The 12,840-nt window shown below is 51.5% G+C and carries 11 protein-coding genes; 5 read left to right on the forward strand and 6 right to left on the reverse strand.

Going from position 1 to position 12,840, the window contains the following annotated elements; genetic code table 11:
• Positions 1 to 23: 23 nt before the first annotated feature.
• Both IBT54_RS20590 and IBT54_RS20595 read right to left on the reverse strand, forming a co-directional pair.
• Positions 24 to 950 carry a hypothetical protein gene (locus IBT54_RS20590; protein ID WP_201252854.1) on the reverse strand — a complete coding sequence of 309 codons (927 nt, stop codon included), beginning with the start codon at positions 948 to 950 and terminating at the stop codon, positions 24 to 26.
• Between the two features lie 245 nt (positions 951 to 1,195).
• Positions 1,196 to 2,170 (reverse strand): IS110 family transposase, encoded by a 975-nt coding sequence (locus tag IBT54_RS20595; RefSeq protein WP_201252855.1) that lies wholly within the window; start codon positions 2,168 to 2,170, stop codon positions 1,196 to 1,198.
• Between the two features lie 404 nt (positions 2,171 to 2,574).
• Between IBT54_RS20595 and IBT54_RS20600 the strand changes: the two genes are divergently transcribed.
• Positions 2,575 to 3,279: a TetR/AcrR family transcriptional regulator gene (locus tag IBT54_RS20600; protein WP_370585173.1), complete on the forward strand. Its 705-nt coding sequence runs from the start codon at positions 2,575 to 2,577 to the stop codon at positions 3,277 to 3,279.
• A gap of 318 nt (positions 3,280 to 3,597) precedes the next feature.
• Here the strand turns inward: IBT54_RS20600 and IBT54_RS20605 are convergent, their stop codons facing one another.
• The 3 genes from IBT54_RS20605 to IBT54_RS20615 all read right to left on the reverse strand — a co-directional run bounded on the left by IBT54_RS20605 (position 3,598) and on the right by IBT54_RS20615 (position 4,842).
• On the reverse strand, positions 3,598 to 3,900 hold the full coding sequence (locus IBT54_RS20605; protein ID WP_236263553.1) for a hypothetical protein: 303 nt from the start codon (positions 3,898 to 3,900) through the stop codon (positions 3,598 to 3,600).
• 83 nt (positions 3,901 to 3,983) lie between these two features.
• Positions 3,984 to 4,274 carry a hypothetical protein gene (locus tag IBT54_RS20610; protein WP_201252856.1) on the reverse strand — a complete coding sequence of 97 codons (291 nt, stop codon included), beginning with the start codon at positions 4,272 to 4,274 and terminating at the stop codon, positions 3,984 to 3,986.
• A gap of 82 nt (positions 4,275 to 4,356) precedes the next feature.
• The gene (locus tag IBT54_RS20615) at positions 4,357 to 4,842 is read right to left on the reverse strand and encodes a hypothetical protein (protein ID WP_236263555.1); all 486 of its coding nucleotides are present in this window, start codon (positions 4,840 to 4,842) and stop codon (positions 4,357 to 4,359) included.
• Positions 4,843 to 4,964: 122 nt separating this feature from the next.
• Here IBT54_RS20615 and IBT54_RS20620 point away from each other — a divergent pair, with 122 nt between their 5' ends.
• The gene (locus IBT54_RS20620) at positions 4,965 to 5,633 is read left to right on the forward strand and encodes a DUF3313 domain-containing protein (protein WP_201252857.1); all 669 of its coding nucleotides are present in this window, start codon (positions 4,965 to 4,967) and stop codon (positions 5,631 to 5,633) included.
• 227 nt (positions 5,634 to 5,860) lie between these two features.
• Here the strand turns inward: IBT54_RS20620 and fhuE are convergent, their stop codons facing one another.
• The gene (gene fhuE / locus IBT54_RS20625) at positions 5,861 to 8,023 is read right to left on the reverse strand and encodes a ferric-rhodotorulic acid/ferric-coprogen receptor FhuE (RefSeq protein WP_201252858.1); all 2,163 of its coding nucleotides are present in this window, start codon (positions 8,021 to 8,023) and stop codon (positions 5,861 to 5,863) included.
• A 425-nt stretch (positions 8,024 to 8,448) separates the two neighbouring features.
• Here fhuE and IBT54_RS20630 point away from each other — a divergent pair, with 425 nt between their 5' ends.
• The 3 genes from IBT54_RS20630 (at position 8,449) to IBT54_RS20640 (ending at position 12,115) form a co-directional block, all read left to right on the forward strand.
• Positions 8,449 to 9,537, forward strand: a complete 1,089-nt coding sequence (locus IBT54_RS20630) for a YncE family protein (protein ID WP_201252859.1) — start codon at positions 8,449 to 8,451, stop codon at positions 9,535 to 9,537.
• A gap of 776 nt (positions 9,538 to 10,313) precedes the next feature.
• Positions 10,314 to 10,655, forward strand: a complete 342-nt coding sequence (locus IBT54_RS20635) for a hypothetical protein (protein WP_201252860.1) — start codon at positions 10,314 to 10,316, stop codon at positions 10,653 to 10,655.
• 302 nt (positions 10,656 to 10,957) lie between these two features.
• Positions 10,958 to 12,115, forward strand: a complete 1,158-nt coding sequence (locus IBT54_RS20640; RefSeq protein WP_201252861.1) for a diguanylate phosphodiesterase — start codon at positions 10,958 to 10,960, stop codon at positions 12,113 to 12,115.
• The last annotated feature ends 725 nt before the right edge of the window (positions 12,116 to 12,840 follow it).

Consider the following 12,840-nt stretch of genomic DNA (forward strand, 5'->3'; position numbering starts at 1 on the left):
GGAGCGTGAATAACGCCTAATTTCTACGTTTCTCTCTGCCGTTCCGCGAGTGCATGTTTTGCTGCGCGTGATGCCCATTCATCAGATTGGTCCAGGTGTTCAATCTCGGTTTCTGCTATCGGCGTGACACGGATCAGCGGAACTGAGCCAAAAGGTAAATTATCAATCCTGCGGTCATCAAGACTGAGAATGATTCGGGTCAATGGGTGATATTCGTCTGTAAGCGTACAAAACAGTATTGCGCTATATTTTTCAACATCGTCAGTAACCTGATACCCATCTGCAATGAGATCGCCCAAACTAATTAAGAGAGATGCCCAGTCATCCATCGGATGGCTGATGGTAGTTGAAGCGTCTAATTCCATGAAAAGTTCGCAGCCTACGCCATTTTCCGGGTCAGCAATGCCGGCCCAGGGCGTCGAGAGGCCATCGGTGGCCAGCGTAAATGTCGTTTTGATCTTAATGTTGAGTACTCGACGATGGGGCCCGAACCAGTTCGTCTGGTTGTGTACGTTTGAGTCATCTCGTTCAGCTATAAAATCATCTGAGACACTGCCATGCCTTTCCCAAAAGGCTCGTCTTGCTATAGCGGCGGCCTCATAAATTGGGTCTTGAGGACCGCGCGGCACGATTGTCTTATCGAACAGTGTATCAACTGTAACGCGCCCGCGTATTAACGGTATTTTAGATCCTGTCCAGCGAACGATGACCTTATTAAAAGGCTGTAAATGTGATGCTTCAATTTTCTCGACAACCTCCCGGACCGTTTGAAGGGCGTGGTTCCCCTCTGCAATGTGACTCCCATCTGCATACATGTAGCCTCCAGTTAGTGAGGAGACGCCAGCCTGTTCGGTTATAAAGAACCATTCTCCGTTCACAGCGCCAACGGGTGCCTTGCCTAAGGCCGAGCGCAAGTCTCTTGCCGCATCAGCGTTTGAATATGCTGTCATGTCTGCCCTTTAGCTCCACGTCTTAGGTATTTTTTGTAATTTACATTCCAAGCCCTGCGCGCCAAAGTGGCGCGCAGGTAGTCGAGAACATGAATGAATGGCGACTGTTTATAAAAATACTCTTATGGATGCAAAAGTACCAAAGTCCGCTCCTCGCTCTTAGCGGACTTTGCCTTGTTCATAGTGTCTGTTCTAGGGTTACCCCTTTAATTTCTGGACAGACATCAGGTATGTACAAAGAGGTTTTAAATCTCGTCACAGAATGCGGTACCGGTTTTCAATACACCGTAACACCAGTGCACCAGTTTTCTCATCAGGGCTCCGATAGCCACCATTTTTGGCTTTCCTCGCATGCACAACTCATCATACATATTGCGCATCCGCTTATTGTGAATTTTTCCGCAAAGGGCTGACATGTAAAGCTTTGCTCTTAGCTGAGGAGGACCTATTTTCGACATGCGGGGGCGACTTCGTACCGACGTGCCTGAACGCTTCTCCACAGGCACTACCCCCAGAAAAGCTGCAGCCTGTTCAGCTGACTCAAAGTTATGGCTGCGCAGCACGACCAGCATGTGCATTCTCAGCTGTGGCCCGACAGACTTAATTGATGTCAGCAGGCTGTAATCCTGCTTCAGGTCAGGACTAGCCTGAATGTGTGCTTTGATTTGTCGCTCGATGCTGTCTACCTCTTCACGGAGCAGCTGCGCCATGCGCATGCAAGAGCTGATGACATCTGCAGGCGTATCGGTTGACAGGTATTTTTCCAGGCGATTCTCCTCACGAACGGCATCGCCCAGCAGTACATCCCTGCGACGTAAGAGCGCACTGAGATGTCTGATTTCAGGTGCAGGCGGCTCCCAGCGATGTGGTTTTTTCAGGAATGCGTAACAAGCCAGCATGTATGCATCAACTTTGTCCGTTTTCGTCATGATCCCCATACCGCGGGCAAATTCTCTGGTACGGTGAGGGTTAGCCAGTGACACATAAAAACCCGCGTCATGTAAGTCAGTGGCCAGCCGCTCGTGATAAACACCGGTTGCTTCCATAACTAAGTGAACGTCCTGCGGACCACAGTGCTGGAGCCTGAGCCAGCGAATTATGTTCTCTGTTGCGCTCCGATCATTCAGGATATTGCGCGTTTTGATGCGACCTTTGATACCGTCATAAAGCATGCACACATCAAGCGTGCTCTTGCTTACGTCTATACCCACTGGAAACATAGTCTTGCTCCTCTCACATAAACCGTCACGCCTGTTCGCCTTGTACATACGGAGTCGAGCTCCCGGTAACCGTTCAACCTGATGTGCTGGCGTGAAAGGTGAAGCGGAGGGCCTCATGCTGCTAAACAAGGTTCAGTGTGGTAATGACCTTAAGGACGAGGGCGGGCTCGCTCTGCTTCAGTGGTGGTAGCTCTAATCACCACATAATCTTAGATACAAGGAAGGGGTTGGGTAGCGCCATATATAAGACAGTAACCGGCTGCGCCGGGCGTACGGCGCCTTCTGACCACTGTACCCTGTTCTGCCATGGTCTGGCGCCTCCATGACGCTAAAGCGGCATTCAGGAACTGTCTGTGCATTGCTCACCAGCCTTGTTCGATACATGAAGGCAGGAAATAACCAAGTTGAACGTCCGCTTTGTGCAAGAAACGCTCGCTTTTAATGAACCGGGTGGTTCTGTTAATATAAGCAGGTTTACAGGGAGAAACCACATGCGAACACTGACTGAAAAGAAACGAAATGACATCCTTGACGCTGCCACGACTGTCTTTCTCGAACACGGTTATGAACGCGCATCCATGGAAGCTGTGGCCAGAGCAGCAGAGTGCTCCAAAGCCACGCTCTATAACTATTTCTCCTCCAAGGAGAGCCTTCTTGACGCCGTCGTCAGGGCGTACGGCACCAATTTTCTGACGCGCGCCGCAGACGATATTGACAGTCAGGACAGTCGTCATCTGCCCCTGGCTGACAGGCTGCAGCGCTTTGGTGAAGGCATGCTGGGTGCAATGACATCGGACTGGAAGGGACTGCAGTTGTATCGCATGGTTATCGGCGAGGCCGGACATTCCGGCATCGGTGATATTTTTTACGAATCGGGCGTCCGCGAAAGCATGAACGCGCTGGCAGCGCTGATGAAACAGCATATCGAGGCTGGAGACCTGGTTCACGCTCGTCCCGACCTGAGGGCGAAACAGTTTTCTGCACTGGTGAAGGCCGAGGCGGATGAGCTTTTTCTGCGCCATGAAATGCCGGTTTATACGCGCGAAGATGTCATCGCTATGGTGAAAAGCGCTGTAGAGGTATTTATATCGGGTGCAGCACCCCGCTGACCAGGCCAGCAGGGCTGGACTATTCACGATTAAAGATTGACTAATTCCTGGTTATAATTAAACTGGTACGTACAGTTCATTTATAGAGGTAACGTTTATGCTTAATCGTTTCATTCTGGAGGCAGGTCTGGCCGTGGGTTCGCTTCTGCTGAGCGGCTGCGTTTCTTTATTCTGAGGAGTTAACATGCGTATTGTTTATAGCCTCATTACCGGCATGGCCGTACTGCTGCTTACCGGATGCCTTTCTATCGGCAGTCACATCTGAACCTTACCAGCCCGTCAGAAGGCGGGCAATTTTCTGATGCCGTCTGCGCACAGCTAAATTATTACCTCCGACAGCATGAGCACAATCAGGGTGCTTATGGCCAGAGCCACCATAATTTCTGCAACAAGCAGCGAGATTAACGAGTTCTGGTAGACCCTCCAGGCCCCCTTTGTATATTTTCTCCCGCGGCGGGCTTTCAGGCGCCGGATATGAACGATTTCTTTTACGTTGATGATGACGTGCCACCACATAATCATGACGGTCACCGCAAGAGCGCCAGATAAAATCAGGATACTCAGGATGCTCCAGTCCATCCAGGAACCCCCGCCATTAATCACTGACAGTTTCTCCTTCAATGTATTCTCCTTCATGTAAGTCTTCGCTTATGGAATTCTGAAAACGCGTATCCCTGCGAGCCGGGCTGAATACTGCGAGGTTTTCACCAGGGGGTGACGTCACTGAGCACCAGCAGCACAAGCACAGACAGCGCATCAATAATGAGACATTCCGCCACCAGAAATATCTTTACCCGTTCTGATGAGGCACCCCACACCCTGACGGCATAATATCCGGCCCGTCGCTGACCGAACCGGCGCAGACGGCGCATTTCAATGAGGTTGCCGGCGGTTCTGAGCAGGGCACATACCACGGTCAGCAGCATGGCTCCACAGATGAACCATTGCCTGGGCGATGCATTTTCCAGCCCCCCGGTTATCGGCCAGCCGTTCATCAGCTGACCCGGGCGTCAAATGTGGTGAGGATGCCGGCGGCAATAAAAACAAGCACCAGAACGATCCGGATGAGCAGTACCTTCATGTTCCTGCACACGCCGCATACCGCCGAAGGAAATCAGCTGTACTGCGCCTCACTTCTTTACGGAGCAGCGCCTTATCCTGCTGAAGGCCAGTCATCAGGCACCGCAGCTCCTCCGTCAGCTTCAGCCAGGCATGCGCCATTTCGCCAGAGGGCCGGCAGCGCAGCTCTCCGCGCAGCATTGCCGTATCAATAACGCTCCGCGCATAGTCCGCTGCCGGTGTAAAGGCATCATGTCCCGGACCGTCCAGGCTGCTTCTGGCTTCGCCATACATTTGCAGTGTCAGCATCATTCTTATGAGCCTGCGCCGTACCGGCAGACCGGAATAGCGGAGCGGCAGGCTCAGGATAAAACAGGCATGCTCAGCACTCACTTCCCGTGTGCGCTCCGGCCAGTCCTCCCTCACTCCCGGCATGATGGTCATCATGGAGCCGGGCAGGCACGCGATGCCTGACGACGAAACCTCCGGTTTTAAATAAAGCATTCCGCACTCCTCATGTGAACGTTAACGACACGCACAGAAACATTTTGTTGACAGAGCCAGGATAAACCATATTAACTATACCGTACAGTTCATTATATCAAAAAGTAACCGGAGAATAATTTATGGTTTGCCTCACAAAACAGCTGTCCCGCACGCTTATCCTGACCGCCATCATTGCCGCCGCAGGATGTTCGTCCACGTCACCGGTAAAATATTCCGGCATTCAGGCCACATCCCGGATGACGCCTAACATGGCTGATGACAGTGACCGGATCCCCTACCGCTATGCTGCCCCGGTTGACTGGAGCAAATACCGCAGCATCACCATCGATCCTGTTGAAATTTATGGCGGCAGCGACGCACAGTTTAATGACATGTCGCAGGAAGACCGGCGCAATCTGGCAGACTACATGCAGAAAAAGTTTGCCGACGTGCTGCGGGAGAAGTTCACCGTCAACACCAGCGCCGGGAATGCCCCTTCTCTCCGGCTAAAGCTGACGCTGACCGGTGCGGACACGACGCCACAGGTTGTGGGGACCTTTACGAAATTTGACCTGGCTGGCGGCCCTTATAATATTGTTCAGTCTGTGCGAGGCGGGCGCGGACTGATGAGCGGTTACGTCAACTATGCTGTGGAAGTGCAGGATGCCGCGACCGGTGAACTCCTGCTGGCCTACGTAGCAGAGCAGTATCCTAATGCCATGAACGTGGGGGCCACGTTTGGCTCACTGAGTGCGGCCGAGACAGGAGTGGACAAAGGCGCTGAGCAGTTGCTGGAAAAACTGCGCTAAAGCAGGCGATAACCAGGTCATGACGGCCTGTGAGCACAGGGGTCTGTCAGTGTAGCGATCGCTGTACTGATGGGAAATGAATGGATGCAGGCATTCTTCATAAAAGCTACCCCCGCATCAAAATGATCTGTGTTATGAATTCCCAGTGTCCGCTTTTCGCTCATAGCGGACATTGGGCCGGATAGCGTCCGCTTTGTGCCATGGACTGACGTTGGCTAATCAGTCTGTCAGAATTGCCACGAAACGCTGACGTTCACGTTGCGTGGCTCACCGTATACGTAACTGTTCATATAGCTGTAATACTCGCGATCGAAGAGGTTATCGACGTTGGCCTGCACCGCGACCTGCTTATTCACCTGATAGCGGGCAAACAGTGAGGCCAGCGGATAACTGCCCTGATAAACCCGTATGCTGTCGCCGCTGGCGTTGGTCACATCCTTAAACACCCGGTTCTGCCAGTTGACGCCGCCGCCGACAGTCAGGTCGGGGATTGCGGCCAGCTGATAACGGGTAAAAAGCTTAAATGAGGTCTGCGGCTGATAGCTGTTAAAGCGGCCACTCTGGTCACGAGCCACATAGCGGGTTGCGCCAAAGGTCAGCTGCAGATTATCAGTCAGCGCACCATTCAGTTCGAACTCGGCACCTTTACTCACGGCACCTTTGGCTGCGGCATAGGCCTGCTCACTGCCACTCAGGTAGACGCCATCCAGCGCCTGACCGACGTTATCCTGCTCGATGCGGAAAATCGCCACACTTGCCGTCAGCAGCCCGTCGTTCCAGGCCGATTTCAGACCGGTTTCGTAGCTTTTCCCCGTGACAGGCGAGAGGTAACTGCCATGGGTATCACGATTTGTCTGCGGCAGGAAAATGGCGGTGTAACTGCCATAGGCGGACCAGGTATCATTGATGTCGTAGACCAGCCCGGCGTAAGGCGTGGTGTTGTTTTTGGTCATCTCTCCGCTGCTGCCGTTCGTGCTCCACTGGGTATAGCGTGCGCCAACGATGAGTGACAGCGGATCGGCCAGCGAAAGACGTGCAGCACTGTACACCGATTTCTGACGAACCGTGTCATCATCATTGAGATACCAGCCCTGCCACTCAGGCTCCGCGACGTTACCGTTCCAGTGATTATTGAAAATACCCATATCGGCAGTGGAGATTTCACGCGCCGCCACATCACTGAATCCATCCTGACTGTAGGCGGCATTGTGCTGGCGACTGTAGCTCGCACCCGCCATTAACAGGTGCTGACGGCCCATCAGTTCAAAGGGTCCGCTGGCAAATCCATCTATGGAATCCATTTTACGCTTGCCGCGATCCATGCTGCCGTAAGCGGTGGTCCCTTCACCGCTCTCCTGGTCGGGATTGCCCATCACATAGAGCAGCTTATCGCTAAAGGTGTTTTCGGCGTGCGTGCCGTTGATATGAATATTCCAGCCGTTATCAAAGTTATGCTCGATGTCCGCAAAGACTTTGCGCGAGTTAGTGTTGTAACGTGTCCAGCTGGCTGACGAATTCAGGCTGCGATCGTAATGTGTGGTGGCGTTGTTGCTGTAAAACATCGGCAGGCCACCCCAGGTCGGATTGCCGGTATTGTTATCTTCATAGTCGTAACCCAGTGACAGCGTGGTCTTCTCAGAGAGATCGGCATCCATCACACCGTAGATAAATTTTTGAATTTTCTGATAGCGGTCCAGCCAGCTCTGCTGATCGGTATAGCCGGTCACAACGCGGCCACGCAGACTGGCATCGCCGTTCAGCGGAGAGGAGAGATCCGCCACATACCGCTGTTTGTTCCAGCTGCCATAGCTGGCGCTCAGCGTACCGGTGGCGGTTTTACTGTCGGCATGTTTACGCACCATGTTGATAGAGGCTGACGGGCTGCCCGCGCCGGTCATCAGCCCGGTTGCCCCTCGCACGATCTCAATGCGGTCATAGATAACAGTGTCAGACGCCGCATCGCCGTAATTCCAGTTATCGTTGACCGACGTCGGAATGCCATCGAAGGTGAAGTTACTGACCTTAAAGCCGCGTGAATAGTACTCAGAGCGTTCACTGTCGATCAGATTGGTGGAGATACCGGTGGCATTGGTCAGCACATCGTTAACTGATTGCAGATCCTGATCCTGCATCCGCTGCTGTGTCACCACGCTAAGGGATTGCGGCACATCGCGTGGTGTCAGCATCAATTTAGTGCCCGCGCGGGTGGTCTGGACTGCGTAATTCTGTTTATCGCTTTCGCCGTTATCGGCGGGGGTCGCGCTGACGACCATATCCTGCGATGTTTCCGCTGCCGCCAGAGCGGGGTTGAGAAGGGCATGTACCGCCAGTGCCAGCAACGAGATGCCGAAAACGTTTTTACTTTCTGATTCCCTGCCACTACGAGCCATAAATTTCCCATTAAATGTTGGTAATGCGTTAAGCCATTACGCTTTGATTGTTATTTTTCTCAGCCCATTACAGGAGACAGAAGCGGAATCTATTGTGAGAATGCCAATGATAATCATTTGCTTTATAAATTCCCTGTAAGATTCAACTGAAGATGTAACATTATATTAATTTCAATTAAATCAAATAAATAATCGCGATAAAGGCCTCATACTTGCTGGCGTTTACATTATTTTGGCGCTGAAAAAGGGCGAATTGACCCTAAAAAAAAAGAGAAAGTTGGAGGTTTATGTCGTGAGAACGCACTGGAGCGCTACAGGAATCTGAGCCATTGTTTGCTTAGCGACTGTTAATGAGTATGATTCGCATTCTTTATTCTGGCCGATCAGAATGGCCCGGCACCCTTTATTCCCTGATGGAGTTCTGCATGAAATCGTTAAGCCCGCGCAAAGCCGCTGTTGCCATGGCTGCCGCCGCTACCATTAGCCTGACAGCGTGTCAGGCACCTGCTAAAAAAGTTGATGCGCCTGCTGCAGAAGCCTCTAAACCAGTCGACAGCGCGGTAACTCAGCGCGCCCTGGGGGATGGTCTGTATGAAATGGCTTATTCTCCTGCAGCAAAAGCGTTATTTGTTGCCAGTGCGCAGGCGTTTAAGGATGTGAACGGCGGCATGATCTACCGTCTTGATCCAGCCACACTGACTACTCAGGGTGAAACACATACCGACATGAAAAATTTCGGCACCGCTATCGATGAGGCGGGTGAGGTGTTCTACACCACCAACTCGCTGGATGGCGCAATCTCCAGCGTGGATGCGAAGAGTGGCAAAGTGCTGCAGCGTCTGGTCTTCCCGGGCAAAATCAGTAAAGAGGGCTATCCGGCAGGTGCACGTGAAGTGTTATGGCATGGCAACGAACTCTATGTGGGCCGCGTGGCTGAACCAGGCTATATCTCGGTAGTCGACACCAAAACCTTTACGCTTAAAACCGAAATTAAGAATGCCGGTAAATGGGTGACGGGTATCATCTACTCACCGCTGACTGAGCGTATTTATGCGGCAAACGGCTCCGGTGAAATTCTGGTAATCAATCCACGCAGCCATAAAATCGAGAAACGCTGGACGGCAGGCGATGGCAAAGCGTATCTGTTCCTGAACATGGCGGAAGATCCTGAAACCGGTCGCCTGTTCGTGACCGACGATTCCCAGGGTAAAGCCACGCTGATCTTTGATGAGCGCACGGGTAAGGTGATCAAGCGTATTGAAGGTGATGCTCTAAGCATCAAGTTCAGCGCGAAACGTAATGAGCTTTACATCACGCAGCGTGAGTCGAAGAAAGTGCTGCAACTGGATGCCACGACTTACGCGGTGAAAAACAGTTGGTCCTTTGATAAAAATCCAAACAGCCTGTTAATTGGACCAGATAGCAATACGCTCTATGTCACCCTGAAAGCGGAATTTAATAAAGACTCTTCCACGAAGGGCACTGATGAAATTGTTCGTATCGTCCTGAAGTAATCTAGTGCCGATAGAGTGAATAGCCGACATCAGCAACCTTATAGCGCATAAATAATGGCACAGGCCCGCTCAGGTAAATCTGACCGGGCCTGTTCAGGTAAAGGTCCTGCTAGTGAACCTGCTCTGATTAAGGTTCAGTTAACATAATAGTTCAGACCAGCCCCATGAACTTTCTGACTTAAATGCTTCACTCCCTCCGGGATATGCGTGCACGCAACAGAGCCCCACACCCTGAAGAGTCTGATGTTACCGGGCATTATGATGAGCAGCCTTGCAGGCAAAGGCCGAAAGCTGACGATCTGCCGGACTTTGTTTTCAGCCGTCAGGCCGTATGTCATCTCTGTGTTTCATATCTGTTAATCTGGTTTCTTATGTCATCCCGTAATGGCGTCACTGCTGACCATAAAATAGAGTGCATAAGGACTGCCGGAATTACCACATATCTGAATTTATCCTGCCGAACTTCGGAAGTCAGCAAGAGTCTCACCCATTCGGGATCATTCATTTCCAAAATGTAGGCCATACGGTAAAATAAGCTGAAGCCTGTCAGGTCAGCCTGGTTTCAGCTATGTACGCCTTATAAACTGCGGTTTGGTCTTCGGCTGCAGCCACATATCAGTATCGGACGGCGCGGGCACGGAAGGAGCCTGATAAGTCATCAGGAAGCATTGTTGATTAATAATTCTCAGGCTGTGGCATACGGACAAAATCAAAAGCCAGTCTTATTACAATTGCTCTTCAGTGCTGTTTCTCCATAAGGATACTGCCGGATAAAAATGTGCAGACTGACCACCCTTACCTTGATGAAACACAAGCGCTGGATTAATGCCGGGATGCTGACAGCGATTAAAGGCATGAACGCAGACCGCGATCAGGCTGAGCGTAAAGGTATGCTTAGCCTGATGCACCATATTTATACAACCGATATCGGCGAGCGTGCCAGCCTGACTGGCGGAATGCATGAATACACTGCACTTCATTCAGGCAGAATCCCTGAAGCAGCAGCACTGGCGATGTCCATGGCAGACTGTTGCCGCTGGCACGTCGATTGTCTGCGCCATCTTTTTACTGATGAACTGGACTTGCAAGTGCCATACCGCCGCGCTGACGGAAAATGACACAGTCTACCGCAGTGCTACTTGCTCAGGTATCAGAACACGATACCTGAGCAAGTAAATCAATCGGCTGGCTTAACAATGCCTGTGGCGGGCGTGCTCCCCGGAACCTGCTGCCAGTATTTCTGCATGAATGCCTGCAGGAAAGAAGGAGTGCAGGAGGGTCTGGTAATCAGAACCGGCAGGCTGCAATCATAACCTGTGTGTATTCAGATGCTCAAACCTGAGCATATTTACTGTTAAGTGACGATAACTTCCTTTTTGACTCTGCCGCACATGCACATGTGCACAACCGGAAACCTGAGATGCTTACAACAATTATCTACCGAAGCCATCTTTCAGAAGATGCCTCCGTCAGTATCCTGCGGGGTATGGTAGAAAAAGCCAGCCTGCTGAACGTCCGCCATCAGGTTACAGGGATCCTGCTCTTTAATGGATCCCATTTCTTCCAGATACTCGAAGGGCCGGAGGAGGGTGTTATTGCTATATATGAGCGTATCTGTGCTGACACGCGCCATAACAATGTTGTTGAGCTGATGCGTGACTATTCGCCATCGCGGCGTTTTGGCAATCAGGGCATGGAGCTTTTCGATCTGCGCCGCAGTGACCCGAACAACGTTCTTCAGACTGTACTTGACCGCGGCACGTCGAAATACCAGCTGACCTATGATGATCGTGGGTTGCAATTCCTGAGAACGTTTGTCGAAGCCCGCGAGAAAGAGAATTATTTTGAGATGCTCCCTGCCGACTACTGGGAATTCATCCCGGGAGGGGGCGTGCTGCCTACAGCGCCGGGCCTTTATTTTCGTCCGGTGATTGATCCGCTCGGACGTGTAATAACGGCTATGGAAGCTATCCCTGACGGAACAGCGGGCGGTCTGAGCGGCGAAGCGCTGCATGCCCATAACCTGAATGCAGTTACCGAAGCCCTGCAGAACGCGGGCAGATCCATCCCGGACGGGATGACGCTTTATATCAGCATTCTGCCAATGACACTGGTTTTCGTGGCTGACGCCGTGAGCCGCATCGTCAGTGCTGTTAAAGATGCCGGCCTGGTGCCTCAACAAATCGTACTTGGGGTAAGCGAAAAGGAAGTTATCACTCAGCTGAACATGTTTTCTTCAGCGGTCCGTCAGCTGAAACAGGCGGGTATCAATCTGTCCATTGACGATTTTGGTGACGGTTCTGCCGGGTTATCACTACTCGTAAATGTACAGCCTGATCGGGTACGTATCAGCGCTACAATTGTGCGAAATATTCACAGAAGCGGTCCGAAACAGGCTGTTGTTCAGGCTATTATCCGCTGCTGCTCGGCACTGGAGATTAATATAATCGCGGCAGAAGTTAACCGGCCTGAAGAGTGGATGTGGCTTGAAGCAGCCGGCATTATTGATTTTCAGGGTAGCCTGTTCACGCCTGGAGGGGCGTGCATTGTCTGGCCGGAGACTCGCGAAGCCATCTGATTCTGAAAAAACAATCCCGGCCGGTATGCCGGCCGCCACGGCAGTTATGTATACCCGGCACTTTTCCTTTCTCACCAGTGTTATCAACGTGCTGGCCTGGATGACCACCGACATTGCCAGAAAATATCCTGATTTATTATGCGAATAGCATTTTTCGCTATTGCAGTGGTTTTGCTGTCCACGGTATTTAACTGCGAGCTGGCAGTCCGGATACGAGACTACATGTTGCTGCAGATAAGCCAGCCTGCTACAGCTGACAGAAAAATATTATCGGCAGGGCCCTGTTATTTCAGTGCGCCTGTCCGCCCCCTGGCTGTGAAGGTTAATCTTACTTAGTTCTTAACCTGCATCTGAGATATAAGACCGGAATGATACTGATACGCTCTTGGTCATGAGTGCGCTGAAAGATCAGAAGTGAAAAAGGGCTGCTACACCACTGGATATGCTGCTGCATCTGCCGATTCTTTCTGCATAGTATTTAACTGCCACCGCAGGTGGTAAAGTTGTACAAAAAATAAAATGGTGTACAATAATATTGTGAGTTTCCGATATTCATTTTATCCAGCCGATGAGCAGATCCGTGGAGATCGTTTGCGGTGTGGTTTGTTTACTAGGTGTCTGCAGGGACATGTCTGTTTCAGACGCAGCAAGCGCGTATTGCTTTCCTCTGGCGCTTAACAATTATTAACTGATATGGTCTGCGCGGCTGCGCCTGCAGTACAGAT

Origin of the sequence: Pantoea sp. S62, from assembly GCF_016658625.1 — a bacterium.
Classification (GTDB): Bacteria; Pseudomonadota; Gammaproteobacteria; order Enterobacterales; family Enterobacteriaceae; genus Pantoea; species Pantoea vagans.